The sequence below is a fragment of the Stutzerimonas chloritidismutans AW-1 genome, assembly GCF_000495915.1.
Lineage (GTDB): Bacteria > Pseudomonadota > Gammaproteobacteria > Pseudomonadales > Pseudomonadaceae > Stutzerimonas > Stutzerimonas chloritidismutans.
Genome location: NZ_AOFQ01000056.1, coordinates 22,526 through 45,685, shown reverse-complemented (window position 1 = coordinate 45,685; position 23,160 = coordinate 22,526). Strand labels below are relative to the sequence as shown.

The window sequence follows — 23,160 nt, the reverse complement described above, 5'->3', positions numbered from 1 at the left end:
ACGCGCTGACTCAGACATCCATTGCGCCGCCGGCTAGGGCGCACAGTCCGATGGAATCCAGAATGCGTACTTCCTTGCCCTCGGCCTCGAGTAAGCCACTCTGCTGAAAACGGGTGAATACACGGGAAACGGTCTCGACCGCCAGGCCCAGGTAATTGCCGATCTCGTTGCGCGACATCGGCAGGGGGGACTGATTGGCCGAGAAGCCGCGTGCGCTGAAGCGTGCAGAAAGGTTGATGAGGAAGGTCGCGATGCGCTCATCGGCGGTCTTTTTCGACAGCAACAACATCATCTGCTGATCATCGCGGATTTCGCGGCTCATGATGCGCATGAGCTGGCGACGCAGCTGCGGCAGCAGGACGCTCAGTTCGTCGAGTCGTTCGAAGGGAATTTCGCAAACCGAGGTGGTTTCCAATGCCTGCGCGGTGACTGGATAACTTTCGGTATCCATGCCGGAAAGACCGACCAGCTCGCTGGGCAGGTGGAAGCCGGTGATCTGCTCCTCGCCGCCATCGGTAACGCTGAAGGTCCGCAACGCGCCGGAGCGTACGGCGAATACGGAACTGAACACGTCGCCCTGGCGGAACAGGGTTTCGCCTTTCTTCAGGGGGCGGCCGCGTTTGACGATGTCGTCCAAAGCGTCCATGTCCTGCATGTTCAGCGACAGGGGCAGGCACAGCCCGGACAGGCTGCAATCCTTGCAATGAGCTTGCCGCTGCGCACGGACCTTGATCGATTCGGACATAGAGGGCTTCCTGGAAACCTAGTTATAGCGCGCAAGGTTAACTCAGGACGTCGGCGATGGCCAATCGGCTCAAGGGTCGCAGGCAATGATTTGGACGATAGTCTGAGGCGCTCTAGATCAGGCGCGACTGGCCTGGCTGACCTGCTCGGGGAGGTAGTGGTCGAAGAGCATGCATATCGAGCGAACCAGTAGCCGGCCAGCAGGCTGAATCAGCAGATGGCTCTCGGTGATTTCGATCATCCCATCAGCGGCCATCTGCTCGAGCATCGGCCAGGCTTCGGCGAAGTACTGTCTGAACTCGATGTCATGCTCGCTCTCGATTTTCGTGAAGCTCAGCTCGAAATCGCAGATCAGAGACTGGATGACGGTGCGGCGGATATGGTCGTCCTGTTTGCAGCGTAAGCCTCTGGCGGTGGCTAGCTGATGCTGATCCAGCTGATATTGGTATTGTTCGATGTCGCTGGTGTTCTGGCAGTAGAGATCACCGATCTGGCTGATGGCCGAAACGCCGAGGCCCACCAGATCGCAATGGCCATGGGTGGTGTAGCCCTGGAAGTTGCGCTGCAGGCTGCCATCTTCTTGCGCCATGGCCAGTTCATCGTCCGGCAGGGCGAAGTGGTCCACGCCTATGTAGCGGTATCCCGCGTCGGTGAGTAAATGAATGCTCTGCTCCAGCATGGCCAGCTTTTCGGCGGGGGCCGGCAGGTCGTTGGCATTGATACGGCGCTGCGGCGCGTATTGCTCAGGCAGATGAGCATAGTTGAACAGCGAGAGCCGGTCCGGCTGCAGGTCAATGATCGCTTCAACGGTTCTGGCGAAGCGAGCTGGCGTCTGCAGCGGCAGGCCGTATATCAGATCGATGCTCAGCGAGTGGTACTGCAGCGTGCGGGCCGCCTCGATGATGGTGCGTGTTTGCTCCAGGGTCTGTATGCGATTGATGGCGCGCTGAACGTCCGGGTCCAGATCCTGCACGCCGATGCTGATGCGGTTGAAACCTAGTTCGCGGAGCAGGCCGATGGTTGGCCAATCCGCTTCCCGGGGGTCGATCTCGATACTGAAGTCGCCATGATCATCGTCCTGCAGGTTGAAGTGCTGGCGCAGATGGCCCATCAGCCGACGCAGTTGATCATGGCTGAGAAAGGTAGGTGTGCCGCCGCCAAAGTGCAGCTGCTCGACCACCTGGTCCTTGCCCAGGTGGCAGGTGATCAGCTCGATTTCTTTCTCGAGGCGTTCCAGATAGGGCTGTGCGCGTGTCCGGTCGTTGGTCACCACCTTGTTGCGGCCGCAGTAGTAGCACGCGTTGGCGCAGAATGGCAGATGGACGTACAGCGACAGAGGGCGTGACGCCTGGCGGCTGCCGCGCAATGCGTGCAGCAGGTCGAACGAGCCGACCTTTTCATTGAACTGGGCCGCGGTCGGGTACGACGTATAGCGCGGGCCGGCCTGATCGTAGCGACGGATCAGGTCGGAATCCCAGCGAATGGAGTCGAGCATGTGGCGTTCCCGGTCATGACGGCGGTCGCTGGATTCTAGGGGCAGGGCATTGCGGCGGACTTGACCTGTATCAAACTTGATCCGACCCTAGCGCGCTGGGCCAGATCGGCGCCGACATCCGGAAGGATCGCGCTGATTGGCGGTCAGATGATCACGTCAGCGTCTTATGCTTCAGCAGCGCCTTCATATCGCCAAAGGAGAGATTCATGCACAGCCGCCAGCAGGAAATCGCAACCGCGCTCAACGTCTGCGCACCATTTACCGGGCCGGAGTCGGTACAGGCCGAGATTGATCGTCGGGTGAGCTTCATCCAGACCTGCTTGCGCGAGTCGGGCCTGAAGACCTTGGTGCTCGGGATCAGTGGTGGCGTCGATTCGACCACGGCGGGTCTGCTGGCCCAGCGGGCGGTCGCCGGCATGCGCGAAGCAGGGGAAGGCGACGACTATCGCTTTATCGCCGTGCGCCTGCCTTATCAGGTGCAGCATGACGAGCATGAAGCGCAGCTGGCGGTGGATGCGATCAAGCCCGACGAGTGCCACACCGTGAACATCGGCACCGCGGTGCTGGGCCTGGCTGCCGCCACGCAGGCGCTTGATCCTTTGAGCCCGGCGCAGCGTGATTTCGTGCTGGGCAATACCAAGGCGCGGATGCGCATGGTTGCTCAGTACACGATCGCCAACGCGCGCCAGGGCCTGGTCATCGGTACCGACCATGCGGCAGAGGCGGTGATGGGCTTCTTCACCAAGTTCGGTGATGGCGCGTGCGACCTGACGCCGCTGGCGGGTCTGGTGAAGGATCAGGTTCGACAGATAGCCGCGGCATTGGGCGCTCCCGATCAGTTGGTGCACAAGGTGCCAACCGCGGATCTCGAAGAGCTGTCACCTGGCAAGCCCGATGAGGCCGCTCATGGTGTCAGCTACCGCAACATCGATGATTTTCTGCAGGGTAAGCCGGTACCGGACGAGGCGGCCCGGATCATCATCGATACCTACGACAAGACTGCTCACAAGCGCCAGTTGCCCAAGGAGCCCTGAGCGCTCGCAAGCCTTCCGCTAGTGCGCGTGTGTCTCGTGAGATGGCGCTGAGCTATGCCCCATCAGCCACTGCTGATGAGGGCCTGGCAGCGTCCAGATACCGAACAGAATCACCATTACCCCGCCGACGACGCGCACGCCACGCTTGCGCAGCAACGCTGTCAATCGCTCGGCAGCAAGGCCGGTGGCAAGCAACACCGGCCAGGTGCCGATGCCGAACGCCAGCATCAGCAAAGCGCTATCCAGTGCATCGCCCTGGCTGGCTGACCACAACAGGGTGCTGTAGACCAGGCCGCACGGTAGCCAGCCCCACAGCGCCCCCAGTATCAGGGCGCGTGGAACGCTCGTTACTGGCATGAATTTGCTAGCGATAGGCTGGATATGACGCCAGAGTCCGCGCCCTAGCGACTCGATGCGTGTCAGCCCGCTCCACCAGCCGGCGAGGTACAGGCCCATGGTGATCAGCAGAAGTGCGGCGACGACTCGTAACGCCATGGCCGCTGGACTGTTGGCAACGGCCAAGCCCGCCAGGCCGATCAGGAATCCGGCAACGGCATAGCTTGATACGCGTCCGAGGTTGTAGGCGACCAGGAGGCGCAGGCGCCTGCCGCGCTGATCCGGTGGAATGGCCATGGTCAGTGCACCCATCAGGCCGCCGCACATGCCGAGGCAATGGCCGCCACCCAGTAGTCCCAAGACCAGTGCAGACAGCAGCAGGGGCAGCAGTTCAGTCACCTTTGCGTTGCTCCGGCTGATCTTCCGAGGATTCCGCTGCATCGACTGCGGAAGGCTTCTGCGGCTCGTCGTCGTCGAACAGGATGCTGTGCGCCGGTCCGTCGAGATCGTCGAACTGCCCGCTGTCCACCGCCCAGAAGAACACCCAGATTGCGACGGCCACCAGGACCACGGCAACAGGGATGAGGATGTACAGAGCGGCCATTAGGACCTCCAGGATCCGAAGCGAAGTCTTCAGCTGCGTAAAGTGCGCCGCTGCGCCAATGACGTGCGTTGCAGCAGATTCAGCCGTGACTTGCCGGCTGACGTGTCAGCCGCAAGGCGTTCAAAACCACCAGCAGCGAGCTGAGCGACATCCCCAGCGCGGCCCATAGTGGGGTGACCCAGCCAAAGGCGGCGAAGGGCAGAATCAGGCCATTGTACAGGCTTGCCCAGGCCAGGTTCTCGATGATGATGCGGCGGCTGCGGCGTGCGACGTCGAATGCCTGCGCCAAGCTGCCTAGGCGGTTGGATAGCAGCACCGCATCAGCACTGGTCTTGGCCAGGTCGGTCGCCGAGCCCATAGCGACGCTGATATCCGCTGCGGCAAGCACCGGGACGTCGTTGACGCCGTCGCCGAGCATTAGCACCCGGTGTCCGGCGGCCTGCAATGCCTGCAATCGGGAGAGCTTGGCAGCAGGGGTCATGCCGCCTTCGGCCTCATCGATGCCCAGTTCCCTGGCAATCTGGCCGACCATCGGTGAGCTGTCACCGGATAGCAGTAGCGTCTGCCAGCCACGGGCGCGACAGGCCTCGAGGAGTGCCGGGGCATCGTCGCGAAGCCGATCGTCCAATACCAACCAGGCCAGCGGGCCTTGATCGTCGCCCAACAACAGCCATTGCCCCTGGTCGCCGGGAATAGCGGGTGCCGGTTGGGCGAAGCCTTCGGCGACGAAGCTGGGCTGACCGATCCGCAGGTTGCGACCTTCAACGTTGCCTTGCAGGCCCAGGCCCGGCACCGTTTCGACCGATTCCGCCGCCAGCGGCGCACGTCCGAAGGCGCGGGCAATCGGGTGTTCGGAGCGGTTCTCCAGGGCTGCGGCCAGCGCCAGGCAGGCATCGGCATTCAAAGCTCCGAGCGGGTGCACGGCGCTAAGTGTCAGGCGGCCCTCGGTCAGGGTACCGGTCTTGTCGAACACCACGGTATCGATATGATTCAGGCCTTCGAGCACATGCCCGCGGGTCAGCAGCAGACCGAGCTTGTGCAGCGTACCGGTGGCCGTGGTAAGTGCTGTGGGTGTCGCCAGCGACAGCGCGCATGGGCAGGTCGCGACGAGCAATGCAAGAACGATCCAGAACGCGCGTTGCGGATCGATCTGCCACCAGACCACCCCGACGACGGTTGCAACGAGCAGCACCACCAGCAAAAACCACTGCGCGACGCGGTCGGCCAGCTCGGCAAGCTTCGGTTTGTCTGCCTGAGCACGCTCCAGCAGGCGGACAATGGCGGATAAACGGGTGTCATCGCCCAAGGCCTGGACTTCCACGGTCAGCGGGCCTTCGACGTTCAGTGTGCCAGCGGTTACTGCATCGTCCACGCCGCGGGGCAGGGGCAGGTACTCACCGGTCAGTACCGACTCATCGACGCTGGACTGACCGCTGATGATGAGGCCGTCTGCCGGAATCAACGCACCGGGTTGCACCAGTACGCGGTCGCCGAGCTGCAGCTCGCTGAGCAGGATGCGATTGCTGTGACCGTCTGCGTCGAGTTTCAGGCAGGACGCAGGCAGCAAATTGACCAGTTGTGCGGTGGCGGCTGCGGTGCGTTCGCGCGCGCGCCGCTCCAGGTAGCGCCCGGCCAGCAGGAAAAGGGCAAACATGCCCACCGCGTCGAAATAGAGTTCACCCTGGCCGGTGATGGTGGACCAGATGCCGGCGACGTACGCACCGCCGATCGCCAGCGACACCGACACGTCCATGGTCAGGTGGCGGGTGCGCAAATCGCGCAGTGCTCCTTTGAAGAAGTCGGTGCAGCAGTAGAAAACGATCGGCGTGGTCAGCAGCAGGGCGGTCCAGCGAAGGGTGACGAAGAAGCTCTCCGACAGGTCCAGGTTGAACTCGGGCCAGGTGGCCATGGTGGCCATCATTACCTGCATCCACAGCAGTCCGGCTACGCCCAGCTGGCGCAGCGAACGGCGGTTCTCGCTGGCCAGGCGCTCGGCAGCCTGGTCGGCCTGGTAGGGGTGTGCTGCGTAGCCGATCCGTCGCAGCTCGCCGAGCAGCTCGCTGAGCGGCAGCTGTGCGTCGCTCCAGCGTACGTTCAGGCGATGATTGGACAGGTTGAGGCTGGCCTCGGCCACGCCGTGCAGGTTGCGCAAGTGGCGTTCGATCAGCCAGCCGCAGGCGGCGCAGCTGATCCCTTCGATCATCAGCGAAGTGCTTGCCAGATCGCCCTGGTGCTGTACGAACGGCTGTTGGACGTCCTCGCGGTCGTACAGCGCCATCTCTTCGCTCAGTTCCTGAGGGAGAGTCTGCGGGTTGATGGCGGTGTCGCTGCGGTGCTGGTAGTAGCTCTCCAGCCCACCCTTGACGATGGCTTCCGCAACGGCCTGGCAGCCTGGGCAGCACAAGGCCCGCGTCTCACCCAGCACGCGGGCCTGGAACGGGCTGCCGGCTGGCACCGGCAGGCCGCAGTGATAGCAGGGGAGAGGCTTTGCCATCAGCGGCTCAAGGCTTCAGTTCGAGGGCGCGGCCGGTTTCGATGGTTTTTTCCCCGTACAGGCGCCAGTCCTGATCACCTTCGCGACCGAGTAGCTCGATGAAGCGGCGGCCACTGATCGATTCCTGCATCTGGCCCTGATAGATGCCTTCACCCTGCGGCTGCAGGATGATGCGACGGTCGCGCTCGGGTTGGGTCGGAGAGATCAGGTTAAGCACCAGTTGTTGCGGGCGGCTTGCGCCGCTCAGATGCACTTCGGCCAGGCCGCGTTCATCATTGAGGGCGATGCGTGCCTGCATCTCCAGGCGCTCTGCCAGTTTCTCGCGCTCCAGCGACTGGTTGATGCCCTTGCCAGCGTCGTAATAGTTGTCCGCGACCAGGGTGTCGGCATTCTTGATCGCCAACGTCAGCAGAGACACGCCCAGTATCACGGAGCTGAGCAGGATGGCGATGACAAACCAGGCCCAGAACTGGGTGTACCAACGCGTTTGTTCGTTATCAGAGCGCATGCATTACCTTACTTAGCGGATGCTCGGGCCGATGAAACGGCTGTCTGCATCGTCGTTTATCGAGTCGTCGTCTACCGAGCGAATGTGGAAGACGATTTCATTAGTGCTCGAGGGCAGCTTCTCGGCGGCGATGGACAACTCGACCGGGATCGTGACGAGCTCGCCGCCCTCGGCGCGGATCTCGCTACGGCCTTCGTAGACCAGACCGTCGAGGCCGGTCGCTTCGATCACGAAGGTCTGTTCTTGCTGAGCCTTGTTCATGACCTTGAGGGTGTAGACGTTCTCGATGTTGCCCTGCTCGTTCTCGCGGTAGAGCACGCGATCCTTGAGCACGTCGAGTTTTACCAGCGGGCGATCATACACGGCATAGGCGAACAGCCCCATCATGGCCACCAGCGCGATGGCATAGCCGATCAGGCGCGGGCGCAGCAGATGAGTCTTCTGCCCGGACAGGTTGTGTTCGGTGGTGTAGCTGATCAGCCCGCGCGGGTAGTTCATCTTGTCCATGATGGCGTCGCAGGCGTCGATACAGGCCGCGCAGCCGATGCATTCGATCTGCAGGCCGTCGCGGATGTCGATCCCGGTCGGGCAGACCTGTACGCACATGGTGCAGTCGATGCAGTCGCCGAGGCCCATGGCCTTGTAGTCGGCGTCTTTCTTGCGCGGTCCACGCTTCTCGCCGCGCCGCGGGTCGTAGGAAACGATAAGGGTGTCTTTGTCGAACATCACGCTCTGGAAGCGCGCGTAGGGACACATGTAGATGCACACCTGCTCACGCAGATAGCCGGCATTGCCGTAGGTGGCGAGCGTGAAGAAGGCCACCCAGAACAGGGCCCAGCCGCCAACCTGCAGGGTGAGCAGGTCAGGTACCAGTTCGCGGATGGGGGTGAAGTACCCGACGAAGGTGACTCCCGTCGCGAACGACACGGCGAGCCAGATGCCGTGCTTGCCCAGCTTGCGGATGAACTTGTTGCCGCTCATGGGCGCCTTGTCCAGCTTCATGCGCTGGTTGCGGTCACCCTCGGTGACCTTCTCGGCCCACATGAAAACCCAGGTGAACACGCTCTGCGGGCAGGTATAGCCACACCAGACGCGTCCGGCGAACACGGTGATGAAGAACAGGCCGAAGGCACAGATGATCAGCAGCCATGACAACAGCATGAAGTCCTGAGGCCAGAAGGTTGCCCCGAAGACGTGGAATTTGCGCTCCGGAAGATCCCACCAGACAGCCTGTCGGCCGTTCCAGTTGATCCACGCGGTGCCGAAATAAAGGATGAAGAGAACCGCTCCGCCGACGCGACGGACATTGCGAAACAGGCCGGAGAAGGCTCGGGTGTAGATTTTTTCACGCGCGGCGTAGAGGTCTGCCGACGCTCCTGCCTTGGACGGGGGGGTTACATCACGAACGGGGATCTGCTCAGTCATCGAGTGCGTACCACGGCGGAAGGTGGGTGTCCCGGCCGATACGTGCCAACCGGGATCATTTTTCTGTCCAGCTGCGAATGGTACGCCCGGAGTGTGTACGCCCGGAGTGTCGGGGTCGGGTGCGACAGGTCGTCACCCCGACCCTTTGTATCACTGCTCCGGCTGCTGCGACAGGCTGTAAACGTAAGCCGCCAGCAAGTGCACCTTGTCGTTGCCAAGGATTGCTTCCTGGGCCGGCATGCGGCCATTGCGACCGTAGCGAAGGGTCTGCTGGATCTGAGCGAAGCTCGAACCATACAGCCAGACATTGTCGGTCAGGTTCGGCGCGCCCATGGCTGCAACGCCCTTGGCTTCCGGTCCATGGCAGACTACACAGTTGGTCGCGAAGATTTTTTGACCCTGCTCAATGTCGACGCTAATACCCTCTGGGGTATCACGACCGGACAGGCTGCGCACATAGCCGGCAACGTTGCGGATGCCTTCTTCGCCGATCACGTCCCGCCAGGCCGGCATCGCCGCCTGGCGGCCGTGCAGGATTGTGGTCTTGATGGTTTCCGGCTCGCCGCCCCACAGCCAATCGTTGTCGGTCAGGTTCGGGAAGCCGTAGGCGCCCTTGGCATCGGAGCCGTGGCAGACCGAGCAGTTGGAGGCGAACAGGCGACCGCCCATCTTCAACGCCTGAGCATCCTTGGCGACTTCCTCTACAGGCATGGCGGCGTACTTGGCGAAAAGCGGACCGTACTGCTCGTCCGCCTTATCCATCTCGCGCTGCCATTCCTTGACCTGAGTCCAGCCACCTTCATAGCCCGGCAGGATGCCTTTCCAGTTGCCCAGCCCGGGGTACAGCACCAGGTAGCCGAGGGCGAAGATGACGGTGCCGACGAACAGCATGAACCACCAGCGCGGCAGCGGGTTGTCGTATTCCTCGATACCGTCATAGGAATGGCCAACGGTTTCTTCAGTGCTGTCAGGGCGTTGGCCCTTGCGAGTTGCCAGTAGCAGCCAGACCAGCGCGGCAATGGTGCCGAGGCTCAGCAGGGTGACGTACCAACTCCAAAACGAGGTCATTTATTTCTTACTCCTGGAAGCTTCTTCATCACGCTTCTTGGCGTCGGTCTCGTCGTCCGCGAAGGGCAGGTTGGCAGCTTCGTCGAAGCTATTCTTGCGTTTGCTGCTGTAAGCCCAGAGCACCACGCCGATAAAGGCGACGAATACCAGAATTGTGCCCAAGCCGCGAAGAGTCCCGATTCCCATCATGCGTTACCGTTTGTTGGTGAGTGCAGTGCCGAGTACTTGCAGGTAGGCCACCATGGCGTCCATTTCGGTCTTGCCACGGACGGCATCCTTGGCGCCGGCGATGTCTTCTTCGGTGTACGGCACGCCGAGAGTGCGCAGTGCCGACATCTTCTTGGCGGTGTCCTTGCCGTCGAGGGTGTTCTCGACCAGCCACGGATAGGACGGCATCTTCGACTCGGGCACTACGTTGCGCGGGTTGTACAGGTGCGCGCGGTGCCAGTCATCGGAGTAGCGGCCACCGACACGGGCCAGGTCCGGACCGGTACGCTTGGAGCCCCACAGGAACGGATGGTCATAGACGCTTTCGCCGGCGACCGAGTAGTGGCCGTAACGCTCGGTTTCAGCGCGGAACGGGCGCACCATCTGCGAGTGGCAGCCGACGCAGCCTTCACGGATATACAGATCACGGCCTTCCAGTTGCAGCGCGGTGTAGGGCTTCATGCCTTCGACCGGCTCGTTGACAGCATCCTGGAAGAACAGCGGGACGATCTGGGTCAGACCGCCGATGCTCACCGCCAGGATCATGAACAGGGTCAGCAGACCAATGTTCTTTTCGAGTATTTCGTGGTTCTTCATCTATCCGTTCCTCAAGCGATCTGCGCAGCAGCGTCGTACTGAGCTGCTTTGGCGACACGCACAGTGCGCCAGGTGTTGTAGGCCATCAGCAGCATGCCGGCGAGGAAGAAGGCGCCGCCCAGTGCGCGGACGATGAAGCCGGGATGGCTGGCTTCCAGTGCCTCGACGAAGGAGTAGGTCAGCGTGCCGTCTTCGTTGATCGCGCGCCACATCAGGCCCTGGGTGATGCCGTTGACCCACATCGAGGCGATGTAGAGCACGGTGCCGATGGTGGCCAGCCAGAAGTGCGCATTGATCAGGCCGATGCTGTGCATCTGCTCGCGACCGAACACTTTCGGGATCAGGTGATACATGGAGCCGATGGTGATCATCGCCACCCAGCCGAGGGCGCCGGCGTGTACGTGGCCGATGGTCCAGTCGGTGTAGTGCGACAGCGCGTTGACTGTCTTGATCGCCATCATCGGACCTTCGAAGGTCGACATGCCGTAGAACGCCAGAGATACCACCAAAAAGCGCAGGATCGGGTCGGTGCGCAGCTTATGCCAGGCGCCCGAAAGGGTCATCATGCCGTTGATCATGCCACCCCAGCTCGGAGCCAGCAGGATGATCGACATCACCATGCCCAGGCTTTGTGCCCAGTCCGGCAGAGCGGTGTAGTGCAGGTGGTGCGGACCGGCCCAGATATAAAGGGTGATCAGCGCCCAGAAGTGAACGATCGACAGGCGATAGGAATACACCGGGCGTTCGGCCTGCTTCGGCACGAAGTAATACATCATGCCCAGGAAGCCGGTGGTCAGGAAGAAGCCCACTGCGTTGTGGCCGTACCACCACTGCACCATCGCATCGGTCGCACCCGAATAGATCGAGTAGGACTTGAACCAGGACACCGGGATTTCCAGGTTATTGACGATGTGCAGCATCGCCGTGACCAGGATGAAGCCACCGAAGAACCAATTACCCACATAAATGTGCTTGGCCTTGCGCTTCATGATCGTGCCGAAGAACACGCCGATGTACGACACCCACACCAGCGTGATCAGGATGTCGATCGGCCACTCCAGTTCCGCGTATTCCTTGGAGCTGGTGAAGCCCTGTGGAAGCGTGATGACTGCAAGCACGATCACAGCCTGCCAACCCCAGAAGGTGAAGGCCGCGAGTCCGTCGGAGAACAGACGCGCCTGGCAAGTGCGCTGAACCACGTAATAGGACGTGGCAAACAGTGCGCAACCGCCGAATGCGAAGATCACCGCGTTTGTGTGCAATGGTCGTAGACGGCCGAAGCTCGTCCACGGCAGGTCGAAGTTGAGCGAGGGCCACACCAACTGCGCGGCGATCAAAACACCCAGGCCCATCCCGATGATTCCCCATACCACCGTCATGATGGCGAATTGGCGAACCACCTTATAGTTATAAGCAGTCTCACTTATTGCTGTGCTCATGCAAGGCTTCCACGCTAATGGCATTTTCGAAGGCAAAAACGGCGGCAAGTATGGAGAAAGCATGGGGGCAATGCAAACGACGCCCGGGCTCTCTTTGCTGGCCAAAACCCTGATTTAAAGCGTTTTCCATGCGCTGCGCAGGGATGTTTCGCACCAGGCCGGTGCGCCAGAAATACCGAGTTCGCCTTATGCTTCTAGGTGGCGCGGCGAGTCGGAAGCAAAGCTTAGAAGTGCGTGGGCGGGCGGGGAAGGTCTTCGGTCGGCTGATGATGCGACAGATGGTCGCAGCGCGACGAGAGTTGCCTGAAGACAAGGCGAGAAGGGCGGTACGAGTGTACCGCCCTTTTACGACTTACTGCTTGGCGAGTTGTTCCGGTTTCTGCGACAAGCTGTAGACGTAGGCGGCGAGCAGGTGAACCTTGTCGTCGCCCAGGTACTGCTGCTGGGCAGGCATCTGGCCGTTGCGGCCGTGGCGGATGGTCTGCTGCAGCTGGGCGAGGCTCGAGCCGTAGATCCAGCCGGAGGCATGCTGAAGATTCGGCGCACCCAGTGCCGCCATACCTTCTCCACCCTGGCCGTGGCAGACGGAGCAGGTCTGTGCATAGACCTCTTTGCCTTTGCCCGTATCAGCGTCGGTGCCTTCCGGCAGCGCCAGGCCAGCGAGTTCCTTGCGGACGAAGGCTGCCACGTTCTTCACGCCTTCCTCGCCGATAGCCTGACCCCAGGCCGGCATTGCTGCGATACGGCCGTTGAGGATGCTGGTCTTGATCGAGGCTGCATCACCACCCCAGCGCCAGTCATGGTCAGCCAGGTTCGGGAAGCCCAGGGAGCCCTTGGCATCGGAACCATGGCAGATGGCGCAGTAGTTGGCGAACAGGCGAGCACCCATCTTCACGGCTTGCTCGTCCTGAGCGACTTCTTCCACCGACATGGCAGCGTACTTGGCGAAGATCGGACCGTATTTCTCATCGGCCTGAGCGACCTCGCGCTCCCACTGCTTTTCCTGAGTCCAGCCACCCTCGTAGCCGGGCAGTACGCCTTTCCAGTTACCCAGGCCCGGATAGAGCGCGAGGTAAAGGATGCCGAACACCAGGGTGCCGATGAACAGCAGGAACCACCAGCGCGGCAGCGGGTTGTCGTATTCCTCGATGCCGTCGAAGGCATGACCCATCGTTTGGTCCGTGGTGCCGGCCGACTCGCCCTTGCGGGTGGCGAAGATCAGCCAGAACAGAGCGACGATGGTGCCCAGCGTCAGCAGGGCGATGTATCCACTCCAGAAAGTGCTCATGTGCTACTCCTGGACAGCCCGAGCAACTCTGGCTGTCCGCGATTGAAGTCCCTGACGGCTGCGAAGCCAGCCGTCATTTTTCTTGGCTGTGCGATTAGCGCTTGTTGGTCAGAGCCGTGCCGAGCACCTGAAGATAGGCCACCATGGCGTCCATCTCGGTCTTGCCATTGACGGAGTCGCGAGCGCCGGCGATGTCCTCTTCGCTGTACGGCACACCGAGGGTGCGCAGTGCCGACATCTTCTTGGCGGTGTCCTTGCCGTCGAGGGTGTTCTCGACCAGCCACGGGTAGGACGGCATCTTCGACTCGGGCACTACGTTGCGCGGGTTGTACAGGTGCGCGCGGTGCCAGTCATCGGAGTAGCGGCCACCGACACGGGCCAGGTCCGGACCGGTACGCTTGGAGCCCCACAGGAACGGATGGTCATAGACGCTTTCGCCAGCGACCGAGTAGTGGCCGTAACGCTCGGTTTCAGCGCGGAACGGACGGATCATCTGCGAGTGGCAGCCGACACAGCCTTCGCGGATGTACAGATCGCGGCCTTCCAGCTGCAGCGCGGTGTATGGCTTCATGCCTTCGACCGGCTCGTTGACGGCGTCCTGGAAGAACAGCGGGACGATCTGGGTCAGACCACCGATGCTCACCGCCAGGATCATGAACAGGGTCAACAGCCCGACGTTCTTTTCTAGTTTCTCGTGCGATTTCATTTACCTAGGCTCCTCAGGCGATCTGCGCGGCAGCGTCGTACTCGGCGGGCTTGGCAGCCTGCACGGTGCGCCAGGTGTTGTAGGCCATCACCAGCATGCCGGCGAAGAAGATCGCGCCACCGATCATCCGCACCACGAAACCGGGGTGGCTGGCTTCCAGTGCTTCGACGAAGGAGTAGGTCAGCGTGCCGTCGTCGTTGATCGCGCGCCACATCAGGCCCTGGGCGATACCGTTGACCCACATCGAGGCGATGTAGAGCACGGTGCCGATGGTGGCCAGCCAGAAGTGGGTGTTGATCAGCGCGACGCTGTGCATCTGAGCGCGGCCGAAGACCTTCGGAATCAGGTGATACAGCGCGCCGATGGACACCATGGCAACCCAGCCGAGGGCGCCGGCGTGTACGTGGCCGATGGTCCAGTCGGTGTAGTGCGAGAGGGCGTTGACGGTCTTGATGGCCATCATCGGGCCTTCGAAGGTCGACATGCCGTAGAACGCCAGCGAAACCACCAGGAAGCGCAGGATCGGGTCGCTGCGCAGTTTGTGCCAGGCGCCCGAGAGGGTCATCATGCCGTTGATCATGCCGCCCCAGCTGGGAGCCAGCAGAATCAGCGACATCACCATGCCCAGGCTCTGCGCCCAATCCGGCAGAGCGGTGTAGTGCAGGTGGTGCGGACCGGCCCAGATGTAGACGGTGATCAGTGCCCAGAAGTGGACGATCGACAGGCGATAGGAATACACCGGACGCTCGGCCTGCTTCGGCACGAAGTAGTACATGATCCCGAGGAAGCCGGCGGTAAGGAAGAAGCCCACGGCGTTGTGGCCGTACCACCATTGCACCATCGCATCGGTCGCACCGGCATACAGCGAGTAGGACTTCATCGAACTGACCGGGATTTCCAGGTTGTTGACGATGTGCAGAATGGCCACGGTCAGGATGAAGGCGCCGAAGAACCAGTTACCGACGTAGATGTGCTTGACCTTGCGCGTCGCCAGCGTACCGAAGAAGACGACCGCATAGGCCACCCAGACGATGGTGATCAGGATGTCGATCGGCCACTCCAGTTCCGCATATTCCTTGGAGCTGGTGAAGCCCAGCGGCAGGGAGATCGCGGCGAGCAGGATGACCAGCTGCCAGCCCCAGAACGTGAACGCGGCCAACTTCGGCGCGAACAGTGTGGTCTGACAGGTACGCTGTACCGAGTAGTAGGAAGTTGCGAACAGAGCACAGCCGCCGAAGGCGAAGATCACCGCGTTGGTGTGCAATGGACGTAGACGACCGAAACTGGTCCAGGGGAGGTCAAGGTTCAGAAATGGCCAGGCCAATTGTGCTGCGATGAAAACGCCGAGCCCCATCCCGACGATTCCCCACACCACCGTCATGATGGCGAATTGGCGGACCACCTTGTAACTGTAGGCGGTACTGGTTGCTGTGTTCATGTATGGACTTCCATCCACGGGTAATGAGCAGTTTTTTCTTTCTAATAGAAAGCGGGGCAAGGATGGGGAAAGGGCAATCTGCCGGTATTGACGCGGGTCAATACACACAAAGTGACAAAGGGTATCTCGTCAGGTGGAACCGGCCGTCTGGCGGCGCATGGGTGAGCCTGATCCTGGCGCATGGTGCAGGCGCACCGATGGACAGCCCGTTCATGGAACAAATGGCTGCGCGCCTTGCTGCGCGCGGGATAGCGGTTTGCCGATTCGAGTTCGCCTACATGGCGGCGCGACGTGCCGGGGCAGGCAAGCGGCCGCCCAGTCCACAGGCTCAATTGTTGGCCCAATGGCGTGAAGTCCATGCCCTGGTGCGACAGCAGGCCACAGGACCGCTGGCCATCGGTGGCAAGTCGATGGGGGGACGAATGGCCAGTTTGCTGGCCGATGAGTTGGGCGCGGATGCGTTGGTCTGCCTGGGTTATCCGTTCTATGCCGCCGGCAAGCCGGAAAAGCCTCGGGTGGCGCATCTCGCCACGCTGCAGACACCGACCTTGGTTGTCCAGGGTGAGCGCGACGCCTTGGGTGATCATGAAACGGTGGCACAGTACGCGCTATCCCCGGCGATTGCGCTGCACTGGCTGGCCGCCGCCGATCACGATCTCAAACCGCTAAAACGCTCGGGCCTGAGCCACGACCAGCACCTCGACAGCACTGCCGATGCGATTGCCGCGTTTCTCCAGGGTGTGATCTCGCACTGAGCGCTGCCTGCAGCCGGATCGAGCGATACCGGCTGCGGCTTTTCCTAGCGGTTGAAGCGCTCGACCAGGGCGTACTGCCCTTGCGCCGTGGCGGCGAGGTCCTCGCTGAGCAGCGCAGAGCTGCGCGCGTCACCAGTGGTCTGTTCGGCCAGCTGGGCGATGGTGCTGACGTTGTTGCTGATCTCGTCGGCCACCGCGCTCTGCTGCTCCGTCGCGGACGCGATCTGCGTGGTCATGTCGATGATATTGCCCATCGCCTCATTGATCCCGCTGAGGGCCTGATCGGCCTGGACCACCTGATCGACGCCGCGCGTCGCATGCACGCGGCCATCCTCGGTGGTCTGCACGGCGTGGCGCGCCTGCGACTGAAGCTTTTCGATCAGTTGGTGGATCTCACCCGTGGCACTGGCCGTTCGTTGGGCAAGCTGGCGGACTTCGTCGGCGACCACCGCGAAGCCGCGGCCACTTTCACCGGCACGCGCAGCCTCGATCGCGGCGTTGAGTGCCAGCAGGTTGGTCTGGTCGGCGATGCTCTTGATCACATCGACCACGCTGCCGATCGCCTCGCTGTCGTTGGCCAGTTGGTTGACCGCTTCGCCCGTCTTGGCGACGGATTCGGATAGCTGCTGAATGGCCTTGCGTGTCTCGGCAGTGACCGCGCGGCCCTGATCGGTGAGGCGGCTGGCCTCTCGGGTCGCGTCGGCGGCCAGCGCGACGTTGCCGGCGACTTCCTGCGTCGTCGCGGCCATCTCGTTGATCGCCGTTGCGACCTGCTCGGTTTCCTGATGCTGCTGCACCAGGCCGTTGGCGCAGTTCTGTGCGAGCGAGTCGGCCTGTTTGGCTTGCCCTGCAACTGCACGGCCATGTCCTGCAAGCGCGTGAGGCAGGTCTTCAGATGCGCGTGCTGGCTGAGCATCGCCATTTCCAGCTGGGCTTCGACCTCGCTGCTGTCGGTATACATGCGTGCGATGAGCGGGTCACTGGTGCTCTCGCTCGCCAGCTGCAACAGGCGCTTTATGCCACGTTGCTGCCAGTGCAGCGCGACCAGGCCGAACGGTACGGCCAGCAGCGCGGCGGCGATGAACCCCAATGCATGATCGAAGCTGGCCCCGACCAGAAATCCTACCTGGCTGATGACCAGAAACGGCAGCCATTTGCTCAATACGGGCAGCCAGGTGTCGCGGCGGGGCACGCCGGACTTGCCGGAATTGATGCGCGCATACAGGGCTTCGGCTCGCTGAACCTGTTCGCGGGTCGGTTTGGTACGCACCGACTCATAGCCTGTTACCTGGCGCTGCTGATCGAAAATGGGCGTGACGTAGGCGTTGACCCAATAATGGTCGCCGGTCTTGCGCCGGTTCTTGACGATGCCCATCCACGGCTTGCCCTGCTTGAGGGTCGTCCACATGTGGTCGAACACGGCCGGCGGCACATCCGGATGGCGCACCAAGTTATGCGGCGCGCGAATCAGTTCGTCACGAGCGAAGCCGCTGACCTCGGCAAATATGTCGTTGCAGTAGGTGATCTGGCCTTTGAGGTCGGTGGTCGAGATGAGGCGTTGCTGATCAGGAAACGCGTATTCACGCTGAGTTACGGGTTGATTGTTACGCATCGACTATCACGCCTGGCAGAGGAATCGTAGGGTGTCGCACCCGACCTTATGTTTTTCTAATGGGTCAGGCTGACCAGTTGGTCGGCCGGAGAGTGGCGTTCTTGAGCCAAAGCTGATCTGTGGATCAGCTTCTCCTGCGCACAGGCGACCAGCGGCAGCCATGGCTTAATGGTTCTGTAACGGGTTTTGGGCATTGTCGGTGCGTGTCCGGTGCTTCGCGATGCGAAGCGAACTCAGGGAGCCGGGCAGCGGGCAGGGACGTCAGGGCAGCTGGAAACCAATCGCCGAAGGACCGGCGGACGCCGATTCGAAAGGAATCGCATCGGCGTTTCCGGTTTCGCTCAGCTCCCGATCAGCTGGCGCAGCACGTAGTGCAGAATCCCGCCAGCCTTGAAGTACTGCACCTCGTTGAGCGTATCGATGCGGCTCAGCACCTGGAACGAGTCACGCGAACCATCGGCGCGCTCCACATCCACGGTCAGCATCTGGCGCGGCGCGATATCGGCGCCTAGACCGCGGATCGACAACTTCTCCGTACCGTTCAGGCCCAGCGACTGGCGCGTCTGATCACCGACGAACTGCAGCGCCAACACGCCCATGCCGATCAGGTTGGAGCGATGGATGCGCTCGAAGCTCTCGGCGATCACCGCCTTGACGCCCAGCAGATTGGTGCCCTTGGCCGCCCAGTCACGGCTGGAACCGGTGCCGTATTCCTTGCCGGCGATCACCACCAGCGGTACGCCCTCGGCCTGGTAGCGCATGGCGGCGTCGTAGATCGAGAGCTTCTCGCCACTCGGCTGATAGAGCGTGTTGCCACCTTCCTCCCCGCCGAGCATCTCGTTCTTGATGCGGATATTGGCGAAGGTGCCGCGCATCATCACTTCATGGTTGCCGCGGCGCGAACCATAGGAGTTGAAGTCCTCCGGCGCCACGCCCAGCGACTGCAGATAGGTGCCGGCCGGTGAGCTGGCCTTGATATTGCCGGCCGGTGAGATGTGGTCGGTGGTGATCGAGTCGCCGAACAAGGCCAGCACGCGAGCGTTTTCGACATCTGCCGGTGGGGTCGGAGGCTGGCCGATATCCTCGAAGTAGGGCGGGTTCTGCACGTAGCTGGAGCCAGCGTCCCACGCGTAGGTATCTCCGGCGCTGACCGGAATCTTCTGCCAGTGCTCGTCGCCGCTGAACACGTCGGCATAACGGCTGCGGAACATCTGGCCATCGATGCTCGCCACCGCTTCGGCGATTTCCGCGCTGCTCGGCCAGATGTCCTTCAGGTACACCGGCTGGTTTTGCGCGTCATAGCCCAGCGGTTCGCGGTCCATGTCGATGCGTGTGGTGCCGGCCAGTGCAAAGGCGACCACCAGCGGCGGTGAGGCCAGCCAGTTGGCCTTGACCAACGGATGTACGCGCCCTTCGAAGTTACGGTTGCCGGACAGTACGGAAGAAACGATCAGATCGTTATCGGTGATCGCCTGGCCGATGGCATCCGGCAGCGGCCCGGAGTTGCCGATGCAGGTGGTGCAGCCGTAGCCCACCAGGTTGAAACCGAGTTCGTCGAGATAGCGGGTCAGGCCGGCGCGCTCGAGGTAGTCGGTCACCACTTTCGAACCGGGCGCCAGAGAGGTTTTGACCCAGGGTTGGCGTTGCAGGCCGCGCTCGATGGCCTTCTTCGCAACCAGGCCGGCGGCCATCAGCACGTTCGGGTTCGAGGTATTGGTGCAGGAGGTGATGGCTGCGATCACCACCGCGCCGTGCTTGAGCTGGAACTGTTCACCAGCGACCGCAAAATCGGTATCGGCCTGTTGCTTACGCCCGCTGGTTTCAAGCAGCAGGTCGAAGTTCACGCCGATATCGCCGAGGGTCACACGATCCTGCGGACGCTTGGGCCCCGCCACGGACGGTCGAACCTGGCTCAGGTCCAGTTCGAGGGTAGCGGTGAACTCGGGATCGGGCGAGTTGCTGTCGCGCCACATGCCCTGCGCCTTGCTGTAGGCCTCGACCAGTGCGACGCGCTCTTCGTTGCGGCCGGTCAGGCGCAGGTAGTCGATGGTCACCTGATCGACCGGGAAAAATCCGCAGGTGGCGCCATATTCCGGGGCCATGTTGCCGATGGTGGCGCGGTCGGCCAGCGGCAGGTGATCCAGGCCGGGGCCATAGAACTCGACGAACTTGCCGACCACGCCGTGCTTGCGCAGCATCTGCGTCACGGTCAGCACCAGGTCGGTGGCGGTGACACCCTCGTTGAGCTTGCCGCTGAGGCGGAAACCGATCACTTCGGGGATCAGCATCGACACCGGCTGACCGAGCATTGCCGCTTCGGCTTCGATCCCGCCAACGCCCCAGCCCAGCACGCCGAGGCCGTTGATCATGGTGGTGTGCGAGTCGGTGCCGACCAGGGTATCCGGATAGGCGAAGGTTTCGCCGTTCTCTTCGCGGGTCCAGACCACCTGGCCGAGGTATTCCAGATTCACCTGGTGACAGATGCCGGTGCCCGGCGGCACTACGGCGAAGTTGTCGAAGGCCTGCTGGCCCCAGCGCAGAAACTCGTAGCGTTCACCATTGCGCTGCATCTCGATCTCGACGTTCTGCTCGAATGCCTGATCGTTGCCGAAACGGTCGACCATCACCGAGTGGTCGATGACCAGATCCACCGGCGACAGCGGGTTGATCTTCTGCGGATCACCGCCAGCTTTGGCGACGGCGTCGCGCATGGCTGCAAGATCGACGACCGCCGGGACGCCGGTGAAGTCCTGCATCAGTACGCGGGCAGGGCGATACTGGATCTCCATCGTGGAACTGCGGGTATTCAGCCAGCTCACCAGGGATTTCAGGTCGTCGGCGCGCACCGTCTGGTTGTCTTCCCAGCGCAGCAGGTTTTCCAGCAGCACCTTCAGTGACGTGGGCAGGCGGCTGATATCGCCGAGTTGGGCGGCTGCGTCGGGCAGGCTGTAGTAGTGGTAGGTCTTGCCGGCAACTTCGAGGCTGCGGCGGCAATTCAGGCTATCCAGGGAAGGCATTCCTCATCTCCTTGTGCCCACACGGTAAGGGCTGGCTGATGAACGAGCGGTGAAACCCATGGGGCTTCGCTACTGCACTGGACCGGGTCATGCGGGCGAGGGTTCCCATGGTCAGCTATGATGCGCGGCTTTGGCGCTGGCCCGATCGCTGACAGGATTCGAACATGAACACATTGCTGCTGCATTGCCGCCCCGGTTTCGAGGGCGAGGTCTGCGCGGAAATCAGCGAACACGCCGCCATTCTGGAAGTGACCGGCTACGCCAAGGCGCGGCCGGAGAGCGCCAGCGCGGAATTCATCTGCAGCGAAAGTGGCGGCGCCGAGCGGCTGATGCGCAAGCTGCGTTTCGCCGAACTGATCTTTCCGCGGCAATGGGCGCGCGGCGAGTATCTGCAACTTCCTGAAACGGATCGTATCAGCGTGCTGCTGGCGTATCTGGCCAGCTACCCGGTGTGCAGCGGCCTGTGGTTGGAAGTGCTGGATACCAACGACGGCAAGGAGCTTTCCAACTTCTGCCGCAAGTTCGAGGCACCGCTACGCAAGGCGCTGATCAAGGCCGGCCGCCTCGACGAGCAGGGCAACGGCCCGCGACTGTTGCTGACCTTCAAGAGTGGCCGTGAGGTGTTCGTCGGTATTGCCGAGGTGAACAACAGCGCCTTGTGGCCGATGGGTATCCCGCGACTGAAGTTCCCGCGCCAGGCGCCCAGTCGTTCCACGCTAAAGCTGGAGGAGGCATGGCACCATTTCATCCCGCGCGACCAGTGGGATGCGCGTTTGGCGGCGGGCATGACCGGCGTCGATCTCGGCGCAGCGCCGGGTGGCTGGACCTGGCAGCTGGTCAACCGACACATCAAGGTCAGCGCCGTGGACAACGGCCCGATGGACGCCGAGCTGATGGATTCCGGGCTGGTCGAACATTTCCGTGCCGACGGCTTCACGTTTCGCCCGCGCAAGCCGGTGAACTGGATGGTCTGCGATATCGTCGAAAAGCCGGCGCGCAATGCTGCACTGCTGGAAACCTGGATCGGCGAGGGCCTGTGCCGCGAGGCGGTGGTGAACCTCAAGCTGCCGATGAAGCAGCGCTACGCCGAGGTCAAGCGGCTGCTGGAGCGCATCGCCGATGGCCTGGCCGCGCGCGGCGTCAAGGCCAGCATCGGCTGCAAGCAGCTGTACCACGACCGTGAAGAGGTGACCTGCCACCTGCGGCGTCTCTGATCAGCCAGCGGATGACCCGCCTGCGCGCATGCGTAACAATGCACGCCAGTTTTCCGGAGCCCAAGATGACCCAATCAGCTGAAATGTCCGTCGATGCCGTGCTCGATGCCAGCGGCCTGAACTGCCCCGAGCCGGTGATGATGTTGCACAACAAGGTGCGCGATCTGGCCGGTGGTGCGCTGCTCAAGGTGATCGCGACCGATCCCTCGACCCAGAGAGATATTCCGAAGTTCTGCATCTTTCTCGGCCATGACCTGGTCGAGCAGCAGGAAGCGGCTGGCACCTACCTCTACTGGATTCGCAAGAAGAGCGAATGAGCGACGCGGCTGCACGCTCGTTCGCAGCCTCAGCCCAGCTCCTCCCGGGCAGCACCCGTTTGCTGGCGCCGCCACATGCGGGTCAGCCAGCGCCAGGCGATCCAGCCCCCGCCGATCAGATAGATAAGCCCACCGGGTACCCACATGATCAGGCCGGCGAGTTGCTGGTCGTCCACCGAGCGACCTTCGCCATAGAACGAGACGGTGCCGAAGGTTAGCAGGGCGCCCAGCAGGCCGGTGTGCATCAGCGTCAGCAACACGGCCATCAACGCCTGGGGCACCTGCTTCGGATTGGCGCGCAGCACCGACCACCAGAACAGCCAGCCGGTGAACAGAAAGCACGCATGTTCAAAGGCGTGCCACCAGAGGTTGTCCAGCGCCAGCACATAGAGCTTCGGCGTGTGCCAGATCCAGATGATCGCACCATGCAGCAGCGCCAGCAGCGTGGGGTAGCGGCCGGCGCGCAGAATGCCGGTCCACAGCGGCTGGGCAAAGCGGCCGGTGACGCCGCGCCATTGCGGCAGCGGCCGGGCCAGCGCCCACAGCGGCGCGATCACGATGATGAACAGCATGTGCTGGGTCATGTGCCAGCTGGTGCTGCTTTCCGCCCAGTCGTCGATGGGGCCGAAAACCGAGAACACCGCCAGCAGCATGGCGCTGTGAAAGCAGAGGGCCTCGCTCCGCCGCGGCGGTACCTTGCGGGCGCCCAGAACATAGAGCAGCCAGGCGGCCGCGACCAGCACCGCCGTGAGCAGCAATGGCGCGCGGTCCAGCAGGTGGGCATCGAAAAGGCCATGGGCCTGCGCCGATACCGGCAGGAAGATGGCGGTCAAGGCTGCAGCGGCTGCCCAGCGCATCGGGG

At 62.3% G+C, this 23,160-nt stretch carries 20 protein-coding genes and 1 pseudogene; 4 read left to right on the top strand and 17 right to left on the bottom strand.

Translation table 11 applies throughout. The annotated features are described in order from the left end of the window. Window positions 1-10 precede the first annotated feature (10 nt). Both fnr and hemN read right to left on the bottom strand, forming a co-directional pair. On the bottom strand, window positions 11-745 hold the full coding sequence (gene fnr, locus F753_RS42740) for a fumarate/nitrate reduction transcriptional regulator Fnr (protein ID WP_023446322.1): 735 nt from the start codon (window positions 743-745) through the stop codon (window positions 11-13). Between the two features lie 117 nt (window positions 746-862). Then, entirely contained in the window at window positions 863-2,239 is a 1,377-nt protein-coding gene (hemN, locus tag F753_RS42735; protein ID WP_023446321.1) for an oxygen-independent coproporphyrinogen III oxidase, read from the bottom strand. A gap of 206 nt (window positions 2,240-2,445) precedes the next feature. On the opposite strand from hemN, the gene nadE reads away from it, so the two are divergent. Next, window positions 2,446-3,273, top strand: a complete 828-nt coding sequence (gene nadE, locus F753_RS42730; RefSeq protein ID WP_023446320.1) for an ammonia-dependent NAD(+) synthetase — start codon at window positions 2,446-2,448, stop codon at window positions 3,271-3,273. Window positions 3,274-3,291: 18 nt separating this feature from the next. Here the strand turns inward: nadE and F753_RS42725 are convergent, their stop codons facing one another. From F753_RS42725 to ccoN (F753_RS42670), 12 genes are all read right to left on the bottom strand, one after another. Beyond that, window positions 3,292-4,008: a sulfite exporter TauE/SafE family protein gene (locus F753_RS42725; RefSeq protein WP_023446319.1), complete on the bottom strand. Its 717-nt coding sequence runs from the start codon at window positions 4,006-4,008 to the stop codon at window positions 3,292-3,294. Next, window positions 4,001-4,213 (bottom strand): cbb3-type cytochrome oxidase assembly protein CcoS, encoded by a 213-nt coding sequence (gene ccoS / locus F753_RS42720; RefSeq protein WP_023446318.1) that lies wholly within the window; start codon window positions 4,211-4,213, stop codon window positions 4,001-4,003. The genes F753_RS42725 and ccoS overlap by 8 nt, the downstream gene beginning before the upstream one ends. Before the next feature lie 79 nt (window positions 4,214-4,292). Continuing rightward, window positions 4,293-6,707: a heavy metal translocating P-type ATPase gene (locus F753_RS42715; protein WP_023446317.1), complete on the bottom strand. Its 2,415-nt coding sequence runs from the start codon at window positions 6,705-6,707 to the stop codon at window positions 4,293-4,295. Window positions 6,708-6,714: 7 nt separating this feature from the next. Beyond that, on the bottom strand, window positions 6,715-7,215 hold the full coding sequence (locus F753_RS42710) for a FixH family protein (RefSeq protein WP_023446316.1): 501 nt from the start codon (window positions 7,213-7,215) through the stop codon (window positions 6,715-6,717). 12 nt (window positions 7,216-7,227) lie between these two features. Then, complete coding sequence (gene ccoG, locus F753_RS42705; protein WP_023446315.1) at window positions 7,228-8,640, bottom strand: cytochrome c oxidase accessory protein CcoG; 1,413 nt, start codon at window positions 8,638-8,640, stop codon at window positions 7,228-7,230. Window positions 8,641-8,790: 150 nt separating this feature from the next. Next, a complete protein-coding gene (ccoP, locus tag F753_RS42700; protein ID WP_023446314.1) occupies window positions 8,791-9,708 on the bottom strand; it encodes a cytochrome-c oxidase, cbb3-type subunit III in 918 nt (305 codons plus the stop codon). Further along, window positions 9,709-9,894 carry a CcoQ/FixQ family Cbb3-type cytochrome c oxidase assembly chaperone gene (locus F753_RS42695; protein ID WP_031298125.1) on the bottom strand — a complete coding sequence of 62 codons (186 nt, stop codon included), beginning with the start codon at window positions 9,892-9,894 and terminating at the stop codon, window positions 9,709-9,711. A 6-nt stretch (window positions 9,895-9,900) separates the two neighbouring features. Next, complete coding sequence (gene ccoO / locus F753_RS42690; protein ID WP_023446312.1) at window positions 9,901-10,512, bottom strand: cytochrome-c oxidase, cbb3-type subunit II; 612 nt, start codon at window positions 10,510-10,512, stop codon at window positions 9,901-9,903. Window positions 10,513-10,523: 11 nt separating this feature from the next. Next, window positions 10,524-11,951, bottom strand: coding sequence for a cytochrome-c oxidase, cbb3-type subunit I (ccoN, locus tag F753_RS42685; RefSeq protein WP_023446311.1), 1,428 nt, complete (start codon window positions 11,949-11,951; stop codon window positions 10,524-10,526). A gap of 352 nt (window positions 11,952-12,303) precedes the next feature. Further along, on the bottom strand, window positions 12,304-13,239 hold the full coding sequence (ccoP, locus tag F753_RS42680; RefSeq protein ID WP_023446309.1) for a cytochrome-c oxidase, cbb3-type subunit III: 936 nt from the start codon (window positions 13,237-13,239) through the stop codon (window positions 12,304-12,306). 94 nt (window positions 13,240-13,333) lie between these two features. After that, entirely contained in the window at window positions 13,334-13,945 is a 612-nt protein-coding gene (ccoO, locus tag F753_RS42675; RefSeq protein WP_023446308.1) for a cytochrome-c oxidase, cbb3-type subunit II, read from the bottom strand. A gap of 13 nt (window positions 13,946-13,958) precedes the next feature. Beyond that, on the bottom strand, window positions 13,959-15,383 hold the full coding sequence (ccoN, locus tag F753_RS42670) for a cytochrome-c oxidase, cbb3-type subunit I (protein WP_023446307.1): 1,425 nt from the start codon (window positions 15,381-15,383) through the stop codon (window positions 13,959-13,961). Window positions 15,384-15,445: 62 nt separating this feature from the next. Between ccoN (F753_RS42670) and F753_RS42665 the strand changes: the two genes are divergently transcribed. Beyond that, window positions 15,446-16,138, top strand: a complete 693-nt coding sequence (locus F753_RS42665) for an alpha/beta family hydrolase (RefSeq protein ID WP_031298124.1) — start codon at window positions 15,446-15,448, stop codon at window positions 16,136-16,138. A 44-nt stretch (window positions 16,139-16,182) separates the two neighbouring features. Here F753_RS42665 and F753_RS42660 read toward each other — a convergent pair. Both F753_RS42660 and acnA read right to left on the bottom strand, forming a co-directional pair. Then, a pseudogene (locus F753_RS42660) lies at window positions 16,183-17,750 on the bottom strand (methyl-accepting chemotaxis protein). A 341-nt stretch (window positions 17,751-18,091) separates the two neighbouring features. Next, a complete protein-coding gene (acnA, locus tag F753_RS42655; RefSeq protein WP_023446303.1) occupies window positions 18,092-20,767 on the bottom strand; it encodes an aconitate hydratase AcnA in 2,676 nt (891 codons plus the stop codon). Between the two features lie 164 nt (window positions 20,768-20,931). On the opposite strand from acnA, the gene rlmM reads away from it, so the two are divergent. Together rlmM and tusA are read left to right on the top strand one after the other, a co-directional pair. After that, window positions 20,932-21,981 carry a 23S rRNA (cytidine(2498)-2'-O)-methyltransferase RlmM gene (rlmM, locus tag F753_RS42650; protein WP_023446302.1) on the top strand — a complete coding sequence of 350 codons (1,050 nt, stop codon included), beginning with the start codon at window positions 20,932-20,934 and terminating at the stop codon, window positions 21,979-21,981. 65 nt (window positions 21,982-22,046) lie between these two features. Beyond that, complete coding sequence (gene tusA, locus F753_RS42645) at window positions 22,047-22,298, top strand: sulfurtransferase TusA (protein ID WP_014820499.1); 252 nt, start codon at window positions 22,047-22,049, stop codon at window positions 22,296-22,298. Window positions 22,299-22,327: 29 nt separating this feature from the next. Here the strand turns inward: tusA and F753_RS42640 are convergent, their stop codons facing one another. Continuing rightward, on the bottom strand, window positions 22,328-23,155 hold the full coding sequence (locus F753_RS42640) for a cytochrome c oxidase assembly protein (RefSeq protein ID WP_014820498.1): 828 nt from the start codon (window positions 23,153-23,155) through the stop codon (window positions 22,328-22,330). Between the last annotated feature and the right edge of the window lie 5 nt (window positions 23,156-23,160).